The sequence below is a fragment of the Nostoc sp. NMS9 genome (assembly GCF_017114995.1).
Classification (GTDB): domain Bacteria; phylum Cyanobacteriota; class Cyanobacteriia; order Cyanobacteriales; family Nostocaceae; genus Nostoc.
The window spans coordinates 219,555-240,208 of record NZ_JABXKL010000039.1; the positions used below are offsets into that span (position 1 = coordinate 219,555).

The window sequence follows — 20,654 nt, forward strand, 5'->3', positions numbered from 1 at the left end:
TTTATGTTTTAAGGTGAGCATCTTGCCCACCTTTTCCATTCAATTAATTACCAAAGATAGAGAAAATAAAAATGCACAAACTTCTAATATTTCATAATGAAAAACTTCTACGCCGTGCACTTACCCACCGTTCTTACGTCCATGAAAACCCCGGAGAAGGCGAACACAATGAACGCCTAGAGTTTCTTGGTGATGCTTTGCTGAATTTCTTAAGTGGCGAATATCTCTATGGTCGTCATGCAGAAATGGGAGAAGATGAATTAACCCGGCGGCGTTCGGCGCTGGTAGATGAAAAGCAATTGGCAAAATTCGCCCAAGAGGTAGGTTTAGACTTTAGAATGCGGTTAGGAAAAGGTGCAATTCGAGATGGAGGCTACCAAAATCCTAATTTGCTCAGTAGTACCTTTGAGGCACTTCTTGGTGCTTACTATTTGGATAATGATTCCAATATTGAAACAGTTCGCGCAATTATAGAACCACTATTTGATTCTGTAGATCCTAAACATATAATTGTATCTCGTTCTAATGTAGACTCAAAAAACCGCTTTCAAGAATGGGTACAACGCAACGTTACCCCAAATCCCCCTAAATATTTCACAGAACAAATAGGAGGCCCTTCTCACGCGCCAGAATTCATAGCCAAAGTATTAGTAGATGAAAAAATTTACGGAGAAGGTAAGGGACGCAATAAAAAAGATGCAGAAAAAGCTTCTGCTGAAGATGCGCTAGCTAAGTTGAAAAAACAAGATTTGTTATAGAGTTTACAGGTTCATAAATTTTGAGAATTTTAAAATTATACCAATTTTCTAAAATAAGGCAACAGATGTAAGCAGGGATTGCCTTGCTGCATCTAAATTTCTCAATTGCGAATTGCGAATTGCGAATTGGTATTAGAAGCTTCCTAACACTGAAAAACCGCAAAAAAATGAGGGTGGCGTATACCATCCCCATTTTATTTTTTGTTACTTTACTCATTTCCAGATAGTAGCCAGAAAAGAGTCAACTATTACAGTTGGGGTACGTACTGTTGCTTCTCAGGGACTTCAGCGTACTCAGCCACAATCTGGCGGAATTCTTCGCCGTCGATGGTTTCCTTTTCGATGAGCAGATCGACTAAGCGATCGGTGACAGTGCGATGGTCACGTACAATCTTCTTCGCGTTTTCGTAGCATTCTTCCACGATCGCTCGCACTTGTCCATCAATGCGGGAAGCAATGGATTCGGAATACTCAGATCGGGTTGTCCAGTCACGACCCAAGAATACTTCTCCCTGCTGGCTTTCTAACGACAGTGGGCCTAAGTCGGACATTCCGAAGCGAGTCACCATTTGCCGAGCCATTCCTGATAGCTGCTGCAAGTCTCCACCAGCGCCAGTTGTGACTTCCGCAGCCCCAAAAATCACTTCCTCAGCAGCGCGACCACCCAAAGCACCAGTAATCCTGGCTTTTAACTGAGAACGGGAAATTAACCCCTGTTCTTCGTTGGGAGTGAACCAGGTCAAACCTTGCGCTTGTCCCCGTGGAATCAGGGTGACTTTCTGTACTGGGTCATGGTCTTTTAACAAAGTCCCAACTAAAGCGTGTCCAATTTCGTGGTAAGCAATCAAGCGCTTGCTCTTGCTATCTACCAAGGGAGTGCCTTCCATCCCAGCTACTACCCGATCCACTGCATCATCAATTTCGCGGAGGGTGATGGCTTCTTTGCGTCTTCTAGCAGTGAGAATTGCTGCTTCGTTGAGTAAGTTGGCTAAGTCAGCACCAGTGAATCCAGGAGTGCGACGAGCGATCGCATCTAAAGATACGCTAGTGTCTAGTTTCTTGTTCCGCGCATGGACTTGCAAGATTTCCAAACGCCCTTTGATATCGGGTGGATCGACTGTTACTTGTCGGTCAAAGCGACCGGGACGCAACAAGGCTGAGTCTAGTACATCGGGACGGTTGGTGGCAGCAATAATAATGATGCCTGTATTACCTTCAAACCCATCCATTTCGGTGAGGAGTTGGTTGAGGGTTTGTTCTCTTTCGTCGTTACCACCACCGATACCAGCGCCCCGTTGCCGTCCTACGGCGTCAATTTCATCGATGAAGATAATACAGGGGGCGTTATCTTTAGCTTTCTTGAACAAATCGCGGACGCGGGATGCACCTACACCAACGAACATTTCCACAAATTCCGAACCGGAAATGCTGAAGAAAGGTACGCCTGCTTCGCCTGCGATCGCTTTTGCTAGTAAAGTTTTACCAGTTCCAGGAGGCCCAACTAACAGCACTCCCTTGGGAATCCGTGCGCCCACAGCCGTAAATCTTTCTGGCTGCTTCAGGAAGGTGACGACTTCTTGTAGTTCTTCCTTAGCTTCTTCGATTCCGGCTACGTCATCAAATTTGACGCCGGTTTTTGCCTCCATTTGGAAACGCGCTTTGGATTTGCCGAAGTTCATTGCTTGACCTGGGCCGCCGGGCAGGTTGCTAGAACGCCGGAACAAAAAGAACAACCCAGTAATCAATAAAACTGGAAAGATGAGATTGCCCAACAATCCCCAAATTGCGCCATCATTCCGCATGGGGTGAGCATCAAAACTAATGGCTTTTTCTTTGAGCTTGCTAATTAACTCAGGAGCGTTAACAGGCAAATCCACACGCCATCTTTGGACACGATTTTCGATGTCTGGATCGCGGGCTTCTATAATTGCAGTCCTACCGCCTTCGTAAAGATCCACACTGCTGACGCGATCGCTGTTCAAGTATTCTAGAAACCGACCGTAAGTCATGCGGGTATTGGCTGCATTCTTACTCATGTCGGCAGGCGCGCCTGCAAACGCCCCTTGCCAGAAGAAAAAGCCAATTACCAAAGCCGGCAACGTCCAGAGTGCTACGACTTTCCAAGAGAATTTCATTTTAATTTGCCTCTAGATGCTTATACAACTCGTTAGCTCTAGTAACCGAATGTTCATCACTCTGTCACTTTAAGCTGTTAAACGGATGTTTATAAATCCATTTTGTTTAATTTGATCTCTTACATGCACTGCCATAGAGCGATTGGCGCATTATGGCGATGCCAACAAGAATCTTAATCAAAGTTAACTTAATTTTAATACAGCTTGGATTAACCAGCAGAGAATTTGTAGAGATCCATGAGAGAGAAGCCGCCTAAATCGCCATTATCAGCCAGAAACCAGGCTTGTCAAAAATTCATTACCATACCAATTCGGAATCATTTGTGAAAAAATACTGTTATCAACTAGAAGTAACTTTGGTAATTAAGTACTTAAGTGTGGCGATGTGGATTTAATCATGGGAAAATTTTGTCAAAAGTAGCCTGGATAAACGTGAAATCACGCGAGCGATCACCAGGTTTAAAGTTGTGTTTTCTACCCTGATTTTCAGCATAATTTTAAGCCCTATTGCTGATTGACAAATTGTTCATGACCTGAAATTGTCAGTTATGACCTTAGACTGTCGTCTTGCTTTTTAAAGATTTACTTTATAAATGATTTCTAATACCCCCGAAGACCGATAAAATCGGCAATATCGTAAAATAAAGGCTCTGCGATGAAAACTAATAGAATTTTCGTCATGTTGACGATTTGTCTGTTGTCAGTACTTGCCATTACGGGTATTTTTAAACCACACTTGGTCGCAGCCAAATCCGAAGCACAAACCTTATTTTTAAATAAATGTAGTAGTTTTGTTACAGGTACATACCTGACGACAATCTTTGACACAAATGGTCAATTCGCATCTCGTGGAGTGATTACACTTACGCCAGACGGTAACTTTTTTGTGATTGACTCAAATCAAGGCGGTGTAAAAGAAGCCTTCAACCCTTTTGGTGATACACAAGGTGCATATACCTGCACTGGCAACCAAGATATTAGCGCTACAAGAATAAACTTCGGTTTCTCAGGACCCGACGGAGCCAACGACATTGCTCGATCCGATATTCGTGCTACGTTTTATCGACTGACTCAGGCAGTAAAAGGGACAATTACGGTTCGTTCCTTTGCTCTAAACGCCAATCCACTAGAAGAGAAAGGCTCAGTCGTAGGGACGTTCCCATTTACAGGACAGCGTATCAAAGCAAATTCAGTTTAATCTCAAAATGGGGTAGATATAAGCTGTTTACGGACGCCCTCGCTTCCGTTATGGATGGAAGAAACACGTCAATTCCTCTTTTCTTCTGCCTCCTGCCTCCTGCCTTGTTTCTTAGGAGGTACAAACTAAACCGTACAGTTTAAAAATAACGCTCATGCTCACATAATCTACTCGCTGTGGTATTAAAACGAGATGCTCTCTTAAGCTTTGCCCTGTATAACTTTAAGCGTTTTGAGAGTTTTGTCTGATTTGACCCAGAACATACTTGCAATGCTAGGGTCAATATTTGCTTGAACCCAAGCACAAAGAATTTTGTAAAATAGCAGAGATTCAAAATTAGCGATCGCTTAGCGCTTGTGCTCAAACACGACAGAGCAAACGGCCTGCGAATCTTTCGAGTGAGCGAGGTGATTTTCTTGCGGTGTGCAACTTTTGAACCCTTATTCCAGAGGTTGTCTCCATGTCCTCCTTTACCCCAATACCCTACTTAACTTCTGTAATTTGTAGAGTGTAAGGAAGATACTTGCCTTTTTCGTAGGAACCAACCCAAATTTGGTAACTTCCAGGTAGCCATTCACCAACAATGCCAGCATTTTTGCCATCAAAATCGTCATTGCACCAAGTACCACCGGGCCCTTTGATAATCATGGTGGTGTCTTCAGGACTTTGCACTTGCAGCTTTAGGTAGTCAAATTTACTTGTTAACCCTAATGTGTGGTCTGGTGTTTCATCCACAAATCCGGTACAGGGGCCAGTGGCTGTTTCGCTTCTCCCACCTACTTGACTTCCAGATATTGAGCCACCACTCATCCCACGAACTGTCAGGGGGTCTGGTGAAAACTGAGGGCTAATGGTGACATCTCCAAATATCGTTGGCGCTTCCTGAGCATCAACCGCAGCATTAACTGTCGATGTGATGAAGAGCGTAACTATCATGAACGATAATCTCATTCCTCTATTGAGCGCTTTTGTCGGCATTGTAATTACGTTCGCTTCTAAGTGTTTTTGAAGACATGAATTTTACACACCAAGTTCCCAACATGAGGATAATTGACTAACTATTTTAGATTTTAAATTGGGAATAATTCATTAGTAATTAGTCAATGATTTCCTGTTTCCATAGTTGCTTTACCTTATGAATAGGGGCACACGTTTGTGCGCCCCCAAAATCTAAAATATTTCTAAATATCTGGAAGTAATCGCTACTTAGCTTCCGTTATAGCCCGACTCAAGCGGGGCTTATCTAAACCAATCTGATTTAGTAGTAACCAAGATTGGATTAAGTCGGGGCCATGAACATCTCCAGTTAAAGCTGCTCGGAGCGATCGCATCACTAAGCCTTTTTTGACTTTCTGCTCTTTCACCACTTGTTTAATAATCTCCTGGGCGGTGGCTTCGGACAGTTGTGGCTGATTGTCTAAAGCTGTGACAATCGCTTCAAGAACAGCAGTAGAACCTTCTTGCTTCAGTTGTGTACTACCTTCGTCGCTAAATTCAACTGTGTCGCTAAAAAACAGTTGGCTTTGAGCTACTGCATCTACCAGGCGAGTCAAACTCTGGCTAATTAAAGTTACTAGCTGTTCTAACCAAGGGCGTTCTCTTCCACCATCAAATTTATAGCCAGCCGCTTCCCAAAAGGGGATGAGTAAATCTGTAAGTTTATCTACTGGCGTCTTGTGGATATACTGACTGTTCAGCCAATCCAGCTTGTCCCAGTCAAACTTTGCACCTGCTTTATTGACGCGCTCAAAGGTAAATTCTTTGGCTGCTGTTTCTAAGGTAAATATTTCTTGCGTCGAGTCTGGTGGCGACCAACCCAGCAATGTCATGTAATTCACCAAGCCTTGAGCAGTAAAACCCATTTGCTGAAAGTCAGAAATGGAAGTGACGCCATCTCGCTTAGAAAGCTTGCGCCCTTCCATGTTCAAAATCAATGGCGTGTGAGAAAACTCTGGAATTTTTGCACCCATTGCTTCATACAGCAAAATTTGCTTGGCGGTGTTGGCAATGTGATCTTCTCCCCGGATGACATGGGTGATTTGCATATCGATGTCATCCACTACAACGACAAAGTTGTATAAAGGTTGACCACTACCCTCTTCTGAGGCGCGGGCGATGACCATATCACCACCTAAATCGCTACCTCGCCAAGACATCTTTCCCCTTACTAGATCATTCCAGACAATTTCCCGCCCATCTTCGATTTTGAAGCGAATTACAAAAGAGCGACCTTCTGCTTCAAAGGCAGCGCGTTGTTCTGGGGTGAGGTTGCGGTGACGGTTGTCATAGCGAGGTGCTTCGCCTCTAGCTTTTTGAGCTTCTCGGAGAGCCTCTAGTTCTTCGGAAGTGGTGTAGCAGCGATAGGCTAATCCTTGCTCTAGCAGTTTTTCTACTGCTTCTTTATAAAGATCCAGGCGTTGGGATTGGAAAAATGGCCCTTCATCCCAGTTAAGTCCTAGCCAGCGCAGTCCTTCAAGAATATTGTCGGTGTATTCGGGACGCGATCGCTCTAAATCTGTGTCTTCTATTCGCAGTATAAATTTCCCGCCGTGGTGACGGGCAAATAACCAGTTGAATACAGCCGTTCTAGCTGTACCAATATGTAAATTTCCGGTTGGACTCGGCGCAATACGGACTCTAACAGTCACAGTTAATTCTCTCTTTCGCAAAGCATGATAAATGTAGCTTATATTTAAATCCTGAATCCTGAGTCAACCTCTTTGGGTAATTCAAAATCCAATGTCACCTAAGTTAAGTGATTCGCTACTCATAAATTTAGAACGGGACTGACGGGGCTCGAACCCGCAACTTCCGCCGTGACAGGGCGGTGCTCTAACCAATTGAACTACAGTCCCTTGTTTGGCAACTTTGCTATTATCACTATTTTTTCTCTACTTGTCAAGTGTTTCGGAGTTAGGAATTAGGAATTATTTTTGTTACGTATTTCCCAGGTGCGAATTATTCGTTAAAGAGAGCGTGATAATACAATCTGTGGCTCTGATTCGAGATGTTGCAATATTCGGGATTGCATTTGTTTATACTGCTGTTTCAATAGCTGTTTGCTCAATTGGGGTTGAGAAGCGGGTGGTAGACTATAGCTCTGTTGCACCCAGGTTTTCAACATTTGCCGCTGAGTTGACTCAATGCGACTGCTGAGAACCTTGATGCAGGAATGTGGTGCTTCCAGAGTAAAGAAAATCAAAGGATATTGTTCATTTTCAGCCAGGAAACTTACCATCCTCAGATTTTGGGGATTTTGCATATCTAAGTAGCACGGTAGCCACTTAGGAGCGAATTGCCGATTATAGAGTACAGTTACCCACAACAACATTGGGTGAGGGGATGTGACAAAGACAAACTGGTTATAACGGTTAGAAACCGCATAGTTTTTGATTTCTTGTTTAGACAACATCAACCATAGCGCTGTTATAGATCCTTGTGGAGTGTCTATAAGCTGGGGAAAAACAATTTCTTGAATTGGTTTATTTTGAGGCCACAAAAGTTGCCGATAGCTTTGTTCTACAGTGATTGGTAATGCAGAATTTAAGGAACTGCCAAGGATGGAGTTAGAGGCAAAATTTGTAGGCGGAGTTGGACAATTAGACTGTTCTAGACTATTGAAAACTTGTAAAATTTCAGCGATATTTTGAGGGCGATCGCTTGCTTTTTTAGCTAGACAAGCCATAATTAAATTATTTAGCTTGTAAGGTATTTTAAGAGTAGGTTTAACATCTGCGATCGTTTTTGGTGCTTCAAAGTGATGTGCTTTATACCAAGCACCAAAGTAATCAGTTTCTGGTTGCCAAGGTTTTTTGCCTGTGAGCATCTCAAACATCATCACACCCAGGCTATAAATATCAGAGCGACTATCTAGTTTTTCCCCATCTAGCTGTTCTGGAGAACAGTAGGGTAAAGTGCCATTAAATCCGCTACTTGTACTAGCTGTTGATGCATAATTCAAAAATCTAGCAATACCAAAATCGAAAATTTTAACTAACTGGCCCAATATTGGATCGGGAATAACTAATATATTGGCAGGCTTGATATCTCGATGAACCAACGGACAAATTTTGCCATCAATGTTAATACCTTGATGGGCACACTGTAAGCCCAAACAAATTTGGCGAGAGAGAGTTAAAAACATGGCTAGAGGTAGCGGAATTAAATCCTTTAAACTCTTGCCACATAGATATTCCATGACGTAGTATGGTTTTCCTTTCTCATTCACACCATAATCATACGCCCGCACTATATGTACGCTCTTTTGACTCAAGGCTGCACTCATTAAAGCTTCACGAGCAAAGTCTTGTTGCATCTTGGTATTAACAACAGTTTGAGTCAAAAACTTGATAGCAACTGGTATACCTCCTAACAAAACATCATTTGCTAAAAAAACTTCACCCATGCCACCGCTGCCAATTAATTGCTTGAGTTGATAACGATTGGCAAGCAAGCCCGTACTACTTGAAGATGTAAATAAGCTCTGATTCACTTTGTTCACCTCTGATGCTGATTCATTTCAAGTTAGCAATAAAGACATAAAAATATTATTAGGTAATGGTGGCAAGTATTTTGATTTTGATAGCAAGCTTTCAAGAACGTAATAGAAGTTTCAAAAACATCTCCAAGAATTTAGTCATCCAATTTTTTAAACCTTCTTTCTCAATTTTTTGATGTGTGGCTAAATTTTGTAAAATGTCTAACTTCAGCTTTTCATACTCTGTTCTGAGAATATTTTTGGCTTGATTAGGCAAGATTAGTTCATTTGACTGTTGACTCATATCTAACCAATCTACAAGTTGTTGACGCTGTTTAGCCGTGAGGTTTAAAGTTGTTACATGAGAGCAGTGAGTTGGTTCTTCTAGGGGAAAAAATAGTAGATGATAGTAACCTACTTCCGCTAAACTACGTGCTATATTTTGACCTTTATTATCTTTTAGATCCAGAAAATAAGGTAGCCACTTAGTCGTAGAAGCTTGAGCATCATATAGTACTGTTACCCACACTAGCATCGGGTATACACTCATTTTACTAATAAATTCAGTACTATGTATTTTATCTAAAAGTTTTGCAATTTCTTGTTTGGGCAACATTGCCCAAAAAGTTGGTATAGGTTTTTGAGGAGTTTGTAGTAAATGGGGAAATCCAATTGATGCAATTGGTTTATTTTTCGGCCAATTTTTCTGCAAACACTCTTTTTCTGATAATAAAGTTGCAGGTACTAATTGAACTGGAAGCGAGATTTTAATAATGTCAGTACTAGTGCTAGGAATAACATCATTAAGTTGAGCATTAACTTTTTCTAAATCTTCTAATATTTGATTGATATTCTGAGGGCGATCGCTTACTTCTTTAGCTAAACAACTCATCAATATTTTTGATAATATTTCTGGTATTTTAACTTGCGGATTTACTTCTTCAACTGTCGGTGGCATTTGAAAGCGATGGGCTTGATACCAAGTACCAAAGGAGTTACTTTTTGTTTGAAATGGATGTTTCCCTGTCAACATCTCAAACATTAGTACTCCCAAACTATAAATATCAGAGCGGACATCTAGCAGTTTACGCCCTTCCATATGTTCTGGAGAACAGTAAGGCAAACTGCCAATAAAAGAATCTGTTAGGGTCATCCCACTTCGCTCTGTTAAAAACTTGGCAATACCAAAATCTAGTATTTTAACAATTTCACCTTTTTTACTATCTTCAGCAATAAATATATTTTCTGGTTTAATATCTCTGTGAACAATAGGATAAATCTCTCCTTTAAGGCTGATACCTTGGTGGGCACATTGTAAGCCTAAACAAATTTGATTACAAATTTCTAAAAACTTCGATATTGTTAAGGGCTGAATTTTCAGAATTTGTTTGAGATTTTTTCCTTGGAGGTATTCCATTACATAAAATGGAGTTTTATCCTCAGTAACTCCATAACTTAAAATGCGAACAATATGTTTACTTTTGCGACCCAATTGAGCGCCAATAAAAATCTCTCTGGCAAAACGTTGGGACATTTGTTGGTTTGACAAACTAAGTGATAAGATTTTGATTGCGATCGGCATACCGCCTTTAGCAGTATCTTCCGCTAGATAAACTCTACCCATCCCCCCTTTGCCAATCAAATCTCTGATTAAATAGCGATTGTTTAAAAATTGTCCGATGTAATCGTCTAATTCTGCCTTTTGCCCTACCATACTCTCAATTTTATTTTCTGGCATAAAAATCATTTATAAAAAATGTTATTGGCAAAATACTTTAATAAGTCTAGCTAATTATTAAATTTAAATCTGAGAAATATCCGAATTTTGAGAAAATTAATTATATGCTGTAAATATGCTTAAGCTCTCTGCAAAAGCTACTAAACATTGTGTAACATATTTATTAATGAGTACGGTTGAGAAATTACACGTAAACTATAAATAAGCTAGATAAAGTTACTTAGTAGATTCCGTGAATACACAGGAATAATCAGAAATAACTAAATAGCAGTCAAGCCGCGATGTCTATGACGGGCTACGCCTATGCGCTTTTACCTCTATACGGTTAAAGGTTAAAATTTGAGAGTAAACGGCGTAATAATCTAATTAGTGGATTTTCAATTTTAATTTTAAAAGCTAGTATTTGGGTGCGTTGCAGGGAGTTAAAATTATTATCACTGATGAGAATTAATGATTGTTGACCATCCGGTAGTTTTGGGCCAAGAGTTAAGCCTTCGATGTTGTCTAGCAGTACATCTAGTTTTCTCAAATCTAACAGCAGTTTCTTCTTAACTAGTTTAATATTTTTGGAGTCAACTGTTAAAAGGCTATTAATATTATGAATATCATCGGCTGCTTCTAAAGAAACTTGAAACAGGAAAATAGCAAATCCTAAACCAGTAAAAGACCTTTCTAAACTTAAGAAATGTCCTTGATTATCGAGAGCAAGTAAATCGGGTAATCCACTAGCGAATTTGCCAATCAGATTCAAAAATGGTGTAACTGGTTCAGTTTGATAGAGAAATTCCTTTTCTGGCTGGTTGTTGAGCAAGTTGTATTGCAAAATTCGGCAAGGACTACCGATATTAGGTTTAGCTGCGACACCATCTTGAATTAGAGCATTTTCGGTGGCTGTGAATAGATGCTTGTTATCGGGTGTGATGGTGAGGCTTTCAAAAGCCAAATTGTTGCGGATACCTTTTTGATTAGTTTTATCTGGTAAAAATTTGTTTGGTATAGGGAGTGTGAAAATTTCTCTCCCAGAAGATAGTGAGAACTCTTTAATAAAAGGATTAATTAATTTTGCAGCGTCGCCTTCAGAAGAAATCAATACAGTTGATTTATTAGTTAATGCAATACCTTCTGTATCAGTTTCACCAGGGCTAAATGTTTGACCATTTTCATTTAATAATCTGGTAACGCTGACTGGAATAATTCCACCTTTTTGTAGAGAACCTTTGCTCAAGTCGATTTTCAAGGTGTAGAAACGAACGGCAGCTTTTTGACCACGATCGTCGGAAATAGCGTAATAAAGGTTATTTCTTGCATTATATGTAATTCCAGATAAACCTCCGACTTCAGTTTTTTGAAAGATTAAACCCTTCGGGAGAGTGGCTTCCCCGATAAATTTTATGCTACTGATTTCAACACCATTTGACGGAAAGTTTGTGAATACAAGGCTAATAATTATAATTGGAATCAAAAAGTAAATAATTCGTGGAAATACGAAAATTTTTTTAATTATCTGCATAGTTTTTTATTAAATCGATATTTTTAGATACGAACACTTATACGTCCCTAAAAATAATATCAATTAAATAAAGAATTTAACAGATACAAGTCTGGAAATCCTGATAAATCATGCTTTTTTAACTTTGTGGTAAGTCTGGGCAGATGTTTCCTTTACTTAGACTTGACAAGACGTATTTTTAATTTGAAAACCTTTAAAAAATAATAAATTACTTAAGCTAATCGTAAATCATATTCATCTTGGAAAAAGTTGACAAGCCAATCTTTGACTTTATGAGTGGCACGGCAGTCATCTTCGTTGTAACGTTGGATAATTTCTAGTAAGGTGCGATCGCCTGTTTCTAACCATTGATCATACCAGTAAATACACTTGGCACCACTGGCTTCTTTATCACGCCACTCAAATCCTATCCAACGAGCGATCGCTTTCAAGGCATAGCTTTCTACGGGCAATGCTACACTTTGGGTTAATTGTTCATACACATCGACAAACCGATTCAGTACAGGACGTACTAAAGAGTGTGGAGTGCCGTAAAGTTTTGCCAACCGTTTGACTGTATCAAACTCGTAGACACAAAAATGATAAATTGGCGCTTCGGGATATTGCCAAACCAAATCCAAAAATTGCTGCCAAACTAATTCTTCGTCTTCTGGTTTGTCTGCTAAAAAGGAATAAAATTGTTCTGTATTAGCTTGTCTATTAACAACCAAAACCCCTAAGAGATAATCTAAATCTAAGTCTGGCTGGGCTTCAATATCAAAATAAAGCTCTATAGGCGCTGTGAATGTAATATTTTCTGTTGGTAACGGGTAGGGTAAGATTAACGGTCGTTTTTCTAGTGCAGATTGAGCTTGCACTACCAATTTGGGCGCTACTTGGCTGTCAAAACCAAGTAGGTTTTCTAAACTGCTGGGACTGATATTAGCAAGAGATTCCAGTGTGGTAAGGTCTAAGGTTTGGAGTTGAGTGTAGCGCAGGGGTGTTACACCTGGTAGCAGTGAGAGATGTTTTTCAGATTGAGCGATCGCATAACATTCACTATACCAATGGCAAAAATTGCACTTTTGGCGAGAGATAAACACCTCTGGCGGATTCGGTAACTCTAAAACTTGAATAAACTCCTCCAGAATCTGCTGCATTCGTGGTGTCCATTTGCACAGATCCACTGCATAATTTGTATTTTTGGTTCGCAATATGAGCAAAGCTGTTTCAGGTGCAACTCCCTGCACTGTTGCCAACACTTGGGCATGAAATGCAGCGACAACCTGATATTCTTGCTTAGGGCGCTTACCCAGTTCAATATTTACTGGGACGTAGATCCAATCTCCAAAATGGGATTGTCCTGGTTGTTTCACGAGTAAATCTGGACGACTTAGCAGCGTGTCTACTTCAGAATAATTTGCTAACAGCACTCCTTTATAGATGTACTCAACTCCCTGCTGCATCAATTCTAAAGTTGCCTTTTCTGCCCTTTCCCAGTTTCCATAAGAATAATCTGGTTGGTGATAAGTCATCTGTGCTAAAGCATTCAACTGATGAGCGATTTTGTCCTGTTGCAGTTTCCGTAGCAACTCATTGGGGGCATCGCGCTGACTTTTGTCACCGTGGATATCTAGAAAAGGTCGGCGTTTACAGCGTTGGTATTGCAGTAGGAGTTCAGCATTAATTAGCATCCTTTTAAGTTAACAAGATTTAGCAGAATCTGGGAGTAACTCTGACAATTAAAATCTGGAAGTGGCGATACCTTCTCTGCGTTTGCGCAGCGTGTCGTAGACAGACGCTACGCGTAGCTTGCTTCCCAAAGGGTACGGTGGGCTACGCCAACGCGTCCACGCTTAATTTGCCGTTTATTTTATACTGTCAACAGCTAGCTATTGGCGTAAACACCATAAGCATTTGCTTTTCTGCCAAATTACAACTGAGAGAAAATAAAAATCACAGTTTGTCCATTATCGCAAGGGTATTTGAGATGAAATTTAGCAGCGGGGGCTTAAATTAATTTCATTGCTCTTACCACAAAGTACAAATACTTTTGAATATCAATAGCCTGCAACAACAGATATCCCTTGTAAATTATGACTAGTATTTCTGCATTACCAATCAAGCTGCATCACCATCGAGAGCAATTTCCCGCTTTAGCGAACAAGGCTTATTTTAATTATGGGGGACAAGGCCCCATGCCCCAAAGGGCAATGGATGCGATCGCCCAAACTCAAGCTTATGTTCAGCAAATAGGCCCCTTTGGGAATGAGGCCTATGGCTGGATAGCGCCTCAAACTCAAGCTGCAAGAGAAGCGATCGCTTTAGAGTTAAATGCACCATCTGAAACAATTACTCTCACCCAAAATGTCACTGTTGGCTGTAATATCGCCATGTGGGGCATCGAATGGCTTGCTGGCGACCATCTACTGCTCTCAGACTGCGAACATCCAGGTGTAATTGCTACAGCACGAGAAATTTCGCGGAGATTTGCTGTGGAAGTTACCACTTGTCCCCTAAAAGCAACTTTAAATGAGGGCGACCCTGTAACCATCATTGCCCAGCACTTACGCCCCAATACCCGTCTTGTGATCTTGAGTCATGTTTTCTGGAATACTGGTCAAGTTTTACCTCTGGACAAAATTGCCGAAGTATGTAGGAATAATCATTCTGAACTATTAATAGATGCTGCTCAATCTGCTGGTTTATTGCCTTTAAACTTAACTGAATTGGGAGTAGATTTTTATGCTTTCACGGGTCATAAATGGTTATGTGGCCCAGCGGGTGCGGGTGGTTTGTATGTTCGACCAGAAGCACGAGAAAGCCTAAAACCTACATTTATTGGTTTGAATGGCATTGTTGTAGATAGTCAATCTCAGCCTGTGGATTGGCTTCCAGATGGGCGACGATACGAAGTGTCTACATTAGCTTATCCGTTGTATCTTGGGTTAAAGGAAGCGATCGCAATTCATCAGGAATGGGGAACGTCACAGGAACGTTATGAGCAAATTTGTCATAACAGTGAGTACCTCTGGCGACAATTGACGGCGTTACCAGATATTAACTGTTTGCGAACTTCCCCACCCGAAAGTGGTATAGTCTCTTTTCAACTTGAAAATAATCAACCTCAAGCTCATTTGAAGTTGGTGCAATTTTTGGACTCACAAAGAATATTAACCCGGACAATTGCCGATCCTAGCTGTATACGTGCTAGCGTTCATTACTTTACTTTAGAATCGGAAATCGACCTATTGGTTGAGACAATTCAAAATTTTTGCAAAATTAATTAAAAGTTATGAGTTGTAAGTTAGCGTGTATAAATTATGATTTTAACTCCTAACTCATAACTCCTAACTTCTAACTTCTAACTTAAAAATGGAACGCCCAATCTTATACTTAGCCATAACTAACCACGGCTTTGGTCATGCTACCCGCACGGCTTCTGTAGCTGCAACAATTCAAAAGTTATGTCCAGAAGTTCTGCTAATTGTGGTGAGTACTGCCCCACGCTGGTTGCTAGAGTGCTATATAGAAGGCGATTTTATCTATCGTCCTCGTGCATTTGATTTGGGTGTAGTGCAAACGGATAGTTTGACAATGGATAAAGGAGCGACTTTAGAAAAGTTGCTGGATATTAAGAAGCATCAAAATTCGCTGATTGCCTCAGAAGTGAATTTTATCCGCCAAAATCGCGTTAATCTTATTTTGGCAGATATTCCCTTCCTCGCGCCTGGGTTTGCCAAAGCTGCAAATATTCCCTGCTGGATGATGAGTAACTTTGGCTGGGACTTTATCTACCGAGATTGGGGAGGGGAATTTACCCTAGTTGCAGATTGGATTAGTGATTGGTATTCAAAGTGCGATCGCCTGTTTCGTCTTCCTTTCCACGAACCAATGCCAGCTTTTAACAATATCACAGATGTCGGCTTAACAGGCGGTTCCCCCCGTCATTCTGCTGATGATTTACGTTCTCTTTGGAGAATAACTGCACCAGTCGAAAAAACTATTTTGTTAACCTTTGGTGGCTTGGGTTTACAGCAAATTCCTTATACTAACCTACAGCGATTTCCAGATTGGCAATTTATCGTATTCGATCAATCTGCTCCTGATATACCTAATTTAGTGAAAATTAATGACCACAAATACCGCCCTGTAGATTTTATGCCTATTTGTGGGCGAGTCGTCTCTAAACCTGGTTATAGTACTTTTTCTGAAGCCACAATACTAGGATTACCAATTGTCACTATACCGCGTCAAGACTTTGCCGAAGCAACTTTTATAGTAAAAGGTATAACTAATTATAATCAGCATCAAATCATTACCCCATCTGAGTTTTTTCAAGGAACTTGGAATTTTCTCCATGAGTTACCTCAACTACCAAAGCAATCTCAACCAATTGCTAAGGATGGTAATGAAGCGATCGCTAAAGCTGTTCTCAATTATTTACAGACGAAATAAAATTATTCAAAGCAACATCCATTAATAATTTACTAATCTAGGCTTTGCTGCCACGTAAGTTATTTTCACCCCCAATATAAAAAAAAGAAACAAAATGAATAAAAGAAAGAAAAGCTAAAGTTTCCAGAAGATTATATGACGTTTAAGCCTCAAGAATACAATTTACAGATGTTAGCTGAATTCAGATAGACTTATAATAATAACCAGTAGCATATTTCCCTAGTCTTTAAATATGCTACTGGTGTTACTGCTGGAATTTATGTGGTTGCCTTGTTACATCAAGTAACAGGTTATTTCATTCCTGAAATACAAAAATTATGAATATCAACCAAGACAATACAAGATATTCTAAAAATAGTTTAGAACTGCCAGAGCCAAATCTAGATTACACTACATTGGATCACAATCTGCGTAACACATTTATCATCCCAGATTTCCTCAAAGAGGCTGTAAATTAGGTGTTAAGCCTCTTGAGGATAAAATATACTCAATCTAGCGAGCAACCAAATCAAGCCAATTAAACTACTAATTAGCTTTTACTGTCATCAATAATTACTGTTTTAAATGACTCACTACCAAAAGTTACTAAAAATTTCCACCACTGGAAAATCTTTTTACAACATCACTGCAAAAATTGCAGCCGCAGTCGCAGAATCGGGTGTTGAAACTGGTCTTTGTACTTTATTTTTGCGCCATACTTCAGCCAGTTTAGTCATCCAAGAAAATGCCGATCCTGATGTTCTTGTGGATCTAGCTAATTTTATGGCAAAACTCGTACCAGAATCAGGTAAATACATCCATGATGCAGAAGGGCCCGATGATATGCCAGCACATATCCGTACTGCACTCACCCACACTTGTGAACATATCCCCATTAATCGCGGCCACTTGGTACTGGGAACTTGGCAGGGAATTTATATTTGGGAACACCGCCAGCGCAATCATTCTAGAGAATTGGTTGTTCACATTTCTGGATAGCCGATTCTCAAGTTTTATTGAAAGTCTGGTTTGGTAGAGTTTAAATACTCTGGTTATACTGTCTACCTTTTGGATATAATCTCCTAAAGTCACGGTGATATGCATTAAATAAATATCACCTTGATAACTTTCTTATCATAATTATTGATGCAAAACTAACCAGATACGTACTAAACAATTCGTGTATATTTGTAAATCCAAAAGTTAAGTTTTTTTGTGATTATAAAATAATCTACTTATGCCGAGATACACTAATATTTAGTGTAAGCTGTCTGGGCTATTTCTATTACTATGAAGCAAAAACTAACATCAACTCATACTTTTCAATTTATTGATGAAATCCTTGCCCAGCAGTCTGTTAACTTATTTTCACTCAATCCCCAAAAGACATTAATGACCAGCTTTGCAGAATTGGGAAATCTGATCGCTGAACAAAACACTGATATTAAAATTATCACAACCATTCAACAAACTCTTGAAAGCATCGTCCGTACTCAGTTAGAAAACTTTCCAGAAAACATCTTCTGGGATTTTGATTTTCTTGTACGTAGTATGCTTAGACAGGCTTTAACCGCAGATGAGGGAGCTATTACTTTCTTAAAAATTTTTAGTAAAAAGATGATTTCCCTGACAGAAATGTTTGGAAATAAAACGGAAATGCGCTTCCGTTATGTTCATGATTTTATGTATGGATTTGATTGGGCAAGATGGGTGCAAAAAGAACCACAAAACCGTGCACATGTAGAACCTTTTAGTCTAGTTTTTTTTGATTATTTGCTCGCTAAAGGTAAAGAACTTTTACAACGTATTAATCATGGTCAGGTCATATCTTATAAACTGTGTGAGACTGGCTACCGCAACCCCTTCACTTTTTCTCGTGAACCAGAAGATGAATACCGTCTGCTAACTTGTCTTGCTGAGGAACAACTTATTCCAGTAGCGGCATGGAATTGGAATGCTAACCCTATATGGAATAGACCTTTCCAGGAGATGCGCCAGCAATTAGCATTAAAATTAGATATTCAACCACAAAGACACTGATTAGCAATTAAAAATTAAAAATTGCTGAATAAAAGAATTATGAAAATTGCTGATTTAATTACTTGGTTTGAAGCATGGGCTAATCCCACTTGGTGTGAAAGCTGGGATAATTGTGGCTGGCAGATTGAACCAGGAGTTTTGCAGGAAAAAACAAGGGTATTGGTGTGTTTGACACCAACTTTGGCGGTAATGCAGGAAGCGATCGCAGAAAATGCTAATCTGATATTCGCCCATCACCCCTTAATTTTTAATCCTCTCAAATCTTTACGCACTGGTGAAGCGATCGCTGAAATGGTACGGTTAGCCTTTACCCATAATATTGGTATTTACACTGCCCACACGAATTTTGACCAAGTGCAAGATGGAACTGCTGACGTTTTGGCTCAGATTTTAGGACTCAAAGAAGTTACTCCCATAGTACCTACACAAGCCGGATTAGGATATGGTCGTGTTGGTTTGCTAGAGCCATTTCTGACATTACAGGAATTACTCGCCACCATTCAAACCCGACTTTCTCCCCCTAATTTGATTTTTTCCCCAAGTGCTGATTTACAGCAAACGATTTCACGAGTTGCGGTTTTGGGTGGTTCGGGTGCTAGTTACATTTCAGCTGTTGCCAAAACAGGTGCTCAAGCTTATCTGACTTCTGACTGTAAATTTCATCAGTTTCAAGAAAGCCGCGATCGCAATCTCATTTTAATCGATGCTGGACATTACGCTACCGAACGTCCGGCTTGCGATCGCTTGGTGCAAAAATTCCAGTCTTTAAACTTAGACTGGGTACAATTAAGTCGAAAAGATGAAGATTTCCGCCAGTTTTTTGCTTGATTGCTGATGTTTGATTGTATTTTGTAGATGCTTGTCGAAAAAATTGATTGTTGTATTTTAATTTTGTTAAGATATTCAGCTTCTCATACCAATTCTGTATGAAGATGCGCTAAACCATATCTAAATATAATAAAGAAAAACGAACCGCATTCGCGCAGCGTCTCGTAAGAGTTGGACACAAAGAAAGAAGTTAAAAAGGTTTGGCGCAGCCTCACAAAGAAATGGTATCAACATTGATGCTGAAAATTTCTATACCCTTTTATCTCTGTACATTAATAGACTGAGTATCGAAAAATCATCTTGTGATGTAAATCACTGATTGAGCGTAATACTAATCACACAGTATTAATGTTTCATATCAATTAGTAACAGAGGAAAATGTTCCACACTAGACATAATAATTTGCTCACTCTGCCCTAATCAAGATGATTCGCACAATTATTGCATCTGCTTTCCAAACTGGATATCTTAGTGTTGAATCTGAGGGTTTACTCCAGCAGGTGCTAGCCACTAAATGCTATCAGTCAGAGGACTTGCCAGACCTTGCAGCCCTATACGATGCAGTTCGTGCCGGAAAAATTAAACGAGAAGCATCCTCCTCGAACGTGCTTATAGAATTTCCCTTACCACATAAATCCTCCTGAGACTTCTGGAGTAGAATTTTCTCATGGTCTTTTCGCTCTACCTCTTCCCTGACGCTGTTGCCTTTTTTCAGCAAAAACCTGAAAAACTCAAAACTATTTAGGTGTTGTTGTTGAAAAGCATCAAGGTCAGCAAGAGAATGAGTTAAGATCAGATACAAGTGGGTAAAAGTAAAGCTAAGTCCCCGGACTTCCCAGTAATGCCAATGATTAAAAGTAGGCAAGTTAAACAACCGCAATCAACGATTGTTTTGGAGTATTCTTTATTACATAATGGTAAGAATGACTCACCAACAAATATAAACCTGGTTAGGACAGGTACCGAATTGTCTGACTTCCATAGAAGCAGATATTCCCTAGAATAAGCCGGAGAGAGATTGAGTTCATTGCTAGAGCATCTGATTTATGACCCAACATTATCCTGATATTTTGACAACTATAAGCAAATCTTGGGATTCGGTTATGAAGCTTACTTGTTCTGAACAGTGAAATTAACCTCTTAAAGGTGTAATGTAATGGGGTAGAACCCAGATTTTGACAGGTTTAACTACGTTGTTTAAAAAGGCAGAAACAGTACATGCTACACCGCAAGATTTATCAACTGTGTTGCGATGGGCGCGAGGTATGTGTTTTCTTGCGGGACCAGCAACGCTGGATTGAACGCGCCCGCATCATAGACATAGAGGGAGATTTAGTGACCCTACGCTATGAAACAGAAGAAGAGGACGAAGTTTGTTCTTGGGAAGAAATGGTTCGCCTCGAGAGCATTGGTGCTGTAACGCAAAAATTGGCTTCAGTACCGCGCGGTAATGTAGAACCTCTGATGACTGAAGATTGTCCCGAAGCAGAGCGCATCCACAACCGTTACACTGACTCGAATCCAGAATAAATAATCAGTGCTGAGTGCTGAGTG

17 protein-coding genes and 1 tRNA gene are annotated in these 20,654 nt (G+C 40.1%); 10 read left to right on the plus strand and 8 right to left on the minus strand.

The window, feature by feature from the left end:
- The first annotated feature begins 71 nt into the window (after positions 1-71).
- On the plus strand, positions 72-758 hold the full coding sequence (gene rnc, locus HWQ40_RS13650; RefSeq protein ID WP_292778535.1) for a ribonuclease III: 687 nt from the start codon (positions 72-74) through the stop codon (positions 756-758).
- Positions 759-1,006: 248 nt separating this feature from the next.
- Here the strand turns inward: rnc and ftsH2 are convergent, their stop codons facing one another.
- Complete coding sequence (gene ftsH2, locus HWQ40_RS13655; RefSeq protein WP_292778537.1) at positions 1,007-2,893, minus strand: ATP-dependent zinc metalloprotease FtsH2; 1,887 nt, start codon at positions 2,891-2,893, stop codon at positions 1,007-1,009.
- A 655-nt stretch (positions 2,894-3,548) separates the two neighbouring features.
- On the opposite strand from ftsH2, the gene HWQ40_RS13660 reads away from it, so the two are divergent.
- Positions 3,549-4,091 (plus strand): hypothetical protein, encoded by a 543-nt coding sequence (locus HWQ40_RS13660; RefSeq protein WP_292778539.1) that lies wholly within the window; start codon positions 3,549-3,551, stop codon positions 4,089-4,091.
- Between the two features lie 483 nt (positions 4,092-4,574).
- Here HWQ40_RS13660 and HWQ40_RS13665 read toward each other — a convergent pair whose 3' ends face one another.
- The 7 genes from HWQ40_RS13665 to HWQ40_RS13695 form a co-directional block, all read right to left on the minus strand.
- Positions 4,575-5,069, minus strand: coding sequence for a hypothetical protein (locus tag HWQ40_RS13665; RefSeq protein WP_292778541.1), 495 nt, complete (start codon positions 5,067-5,069; stop codon positions 4,575-4,577).
- 224 nt (positions 5,070-5,293) lie between these two features.
- Positions 5,294-6,739, minus strand: a complete 1,446-nt coding sequence (gltX, locus tag HWQ40_RS13670; RefSeq protein WP_292778543.1) for a glutamate--tRNA ligase — start codon at positions 6,737-6,739, stop codon at positions 5,294-5,296.
- Positions 6,740-6,872: 133 nt separating this feature from the next.
- Positions 6,873-6,946, minus strand: a tRNA-Asp gene (locus HWQ40_RS13675).
- A gap of 110 nt (positions 6,947-7,056) precedes the next feature.
- Entirely contained in the window at positions 7,057-8,583 is a 1,527-nt protein-coding gene (locus HWQ40_RS13680; protein WP_292778545.1) for a serine/threonine-protein kinase, read from the minus strand.
- A 100-nt stretch (positions 8,584-8,683) separates the two neighbouring features.
- On the minus strand, positions 8,684-10,306 hold the full coding sequence (locus tag HWQ40_RS13685) for a serine/threonine-protein kinase (protein ID WP_292778547.1): 1,623 nt from the start codon (positions 10,304-10,306) through the stop codon (positions 8,684-8,686).
- Between the two features lie 325 nt (positions 10,307-10,631).
- A complete protein-coding gene (locus HWQ40_RS13690) occupies positions 10,632-11,816 on the minus strand; it encodes an esterase-like activity of phytase family protein (RefSeq protein ID WP_292778549.1) in 1,185 nt (394 codons plus the stop codon).
- 212 nt (positions 11,817-12,028) lie between these two features.
- A complete protein-coding gene (locus HWQ40_RS13695) occupies positions 12,029-13,489 on the minus strand; it encodes a TM0106 family RecB-like putative nuclease (RefSeq protein WP_292778551.1) in 1,461 nt (486 codons plus the stop codon).
- A 402-nt stretch (positions 13,490-13,891) separates the two neighbouring features.
- Here HWQ40_RS13695 and HWQ40_RS13700 point away from each other — a divergent pair, with 402 nt between their 5' ends.
- The 8 genes from HWQ40_RS13700 to HWQ40_RS13735 all read left to right on the plus strand — a co-directional run bounded on the left by HWQ40_RS13700 (position 13,892) and on the right by HWQ40_RS13735 (position 20,630).
- Positions 13,892-15,085 (plus strand): aminotransferase class V-fold PLP-dependent enzyme, encoded by a 1,194-nt coding sequence (locus HWQ40_RS13700; protein ID WP_292778553.1) that lies wholly within the window; start codon positions 13,892-13,894, stop codon positions 15,083-15,085.
- An 85-nt stretch (positions 15,086-15,170) separates the two neighbouring features.
- Positions 15,171-16,253: a glycosyl transferase gene (locus tag HWQ40_RS13705; protein ID WP_292778555.1), complete on the plus strand. Its 1,083-nt coding sequence runs from the start codon at positions 15,171-15,173 to the stop codon at positions 16,251-16,253.
- Between the two features lie 317 nt (positions 16,254-16,570).
- Positions 16,571-16,711, plus strand: a complete 141-nt coding sequence (locus HWQ40_RS13710; protein ID WP_292778557.1) for a hypothetical protein — start codon at positions 16,571-16,573, stop codon at positions 16,709-16,711.
- 106 nt (positions 16,712-16,817) lie between these two features.
- Positions 16,818-17,231 (plus strand): secondary thiamine-phosphate synthase enzyme YjbQ, encoded by a 414-nt coding sequence (locus HWQ40_RS13715; protein WP_292778559.1) that lies wholly within the window; start codon positions 16,818-16,820, stop codon positions 17,229-17,231.
- A 291-nt stretch (positions 17,232-17,522) separates the two neighbouring features.
- Positions 17,523-18,272, plus strand: a complete 750-nt coding sequence (locus tag HWQ40_RS13720; protein WP_292778561.1) for a hypothetical protein — start codon at positions 17,523-17,525, stop codon at positions 18,270-18,272.
- A 39-nt stretch (positions 18,273-18,311) separates the two neighbouring features.
- A complete protein-coding gene (locus HWQ40_RS13725; RefSeq protein WP_292778563.1) occupies positions 18,312-19,100 on the plus strand; it encodes a Nif3-like dinuclear metal center hexameric protein in 789 nt (262 codons plus the stop codon).
- Between the two features lie 425 nt (positions 19,101-19,525).
- Complete coding sequence (locus HWQ40_RS13730; protein ID WP_104904795.1) at positions 19,526-19,744, plus strand: hypothetical protein; 219 nt, start codon at positions 19,526-19,528, stop codon at positions 19,742-19,744.
- A gap of 574 nt (positions 19,745-20,318) precedes the next feature.
- On the plus strand, positions 20,319-20,630 hold the full coding sequence (locus HWQ40_RS13735) for a DUF6679 family protein (protein ID WP_012408115.1): 312 nt from the start codon (positions 20,319-20,321) through the stop codon (positions 20,628-20,630).
- Positions 20,631-20,654: the final 24 nt, after the last annotated feature.

What these genes read in the sequence shown, in the direction of transcription:
- rnc (WP_292778535.1), top strand. Translation starts at nt 72, where the DNA reads ATGCACAAACTTCTAATATTTCATAATGAAAAACTTCTACGCCGTGCA.
- ftsH2 (WP_292778537.1), bottom strand. Translation starts at nt 2,893, where the DNA reads ATGAAATTCTCTTGGAAAGTCGTAGCACTCTGGACGTTGCCGGCTTTG.
- HWQ40_RS13660 (WP_292778539.1), top strand. Translation starts at nt 3,549, where the DNA reads ATGAAAACTAATAGAATTTTCGTCATGTTGACGATTTGTCTGTTGTCA.
- HWQ40_RS13665 (WP_292778541.1), bottom strand. Translation starts at nt 5,069, where the DNA reads ATGCCGACAAAAGCGCTCAATAGAGGAATGAGATTATCGTTCATGATA.
- HWQ40_RS13685 (WP_292778547.1), bottom strand. Translation starts at nt 10,306, where the DNA reads ATGCCAGAAAATAAAATTGAGAGTATGGTAGGGCAAAAGGCAGAATTA.
- HWQ40_RS13690 (WP_292778549.1), bottom strand. Translation starts at nt 11,816, where the DNA reads ATGCAGATAATTAAAAAAATTTTCGTATTTCCACGAATTATTTACTTT.
- HWQ40_RS13695 (WP_292778551.1), bottom strand. Translation starts at nt 13,489, where the DNA reads ATGCTAATTAATGCTGAACTCCTACTGCAATACCAACGCTGTAAACGC.
- HWQ40_RS13700 (WP_292778553.1), top strand. Translation starts at nt 13,892, where the DNA reads ATGACTAGTATTTCTGCATTACCAATCAAGCTGCATCACCATCGAGAG.
- HWQ40_RS13705 (WP_292778555.1), top strand. Translation starts at nt 15,171, where the DNA reads ATGGAACGCCCAATCTTATACTTAGCCATAACTAACCACGGCTTTGGT.
- HWQ40_RS13710 (WP_292778557.1), top strand. Translation starts at nt 16,571, where the DNA reads ATGAATATCAACCAAGACAATACAAGATATTCTAAAAATAGTTTAGAA.
- HWQ40_RS13715 (WP_292778559.1), top strand. Translation starts at nt 16,818, where the DNA reads ATGACTCACTACCAAAAGTTACTAAAAATTTCCACCACTGGAAAATCT.
- HWQ40_RS13720 (WP_292778561.1), top strand. Translation starts at nt 17,523, where the DNA reads ATGAAGCAAAAACTAACATCAACTCATACTTTTCAATTTATTGATGAA.
- HWQ40_RS13725 (WP_292778563.1), top strand. Translation starts at nt 18,312, where the DNA reads ATGAAAATTGCTGATTTAATTACTTGGTTTGAAGCATGGGCTAATCCC.
- HWQ40_RS13730 (WP_104904795.1), top strand. Translation starts at nt 19,526, where the DNA reads ATGATTCGCACAATTATTGCATCTGCTTTCCAAACTGGATATCTTAGT.
- HWQ40_RS13735 (WP_012408115.1), top strand. Translation starts at nt 20,319, where the DNA reads ATGCTACACCGCAAGATTTATCAACTGTGTTGCGATGGGCGCGAGGTA.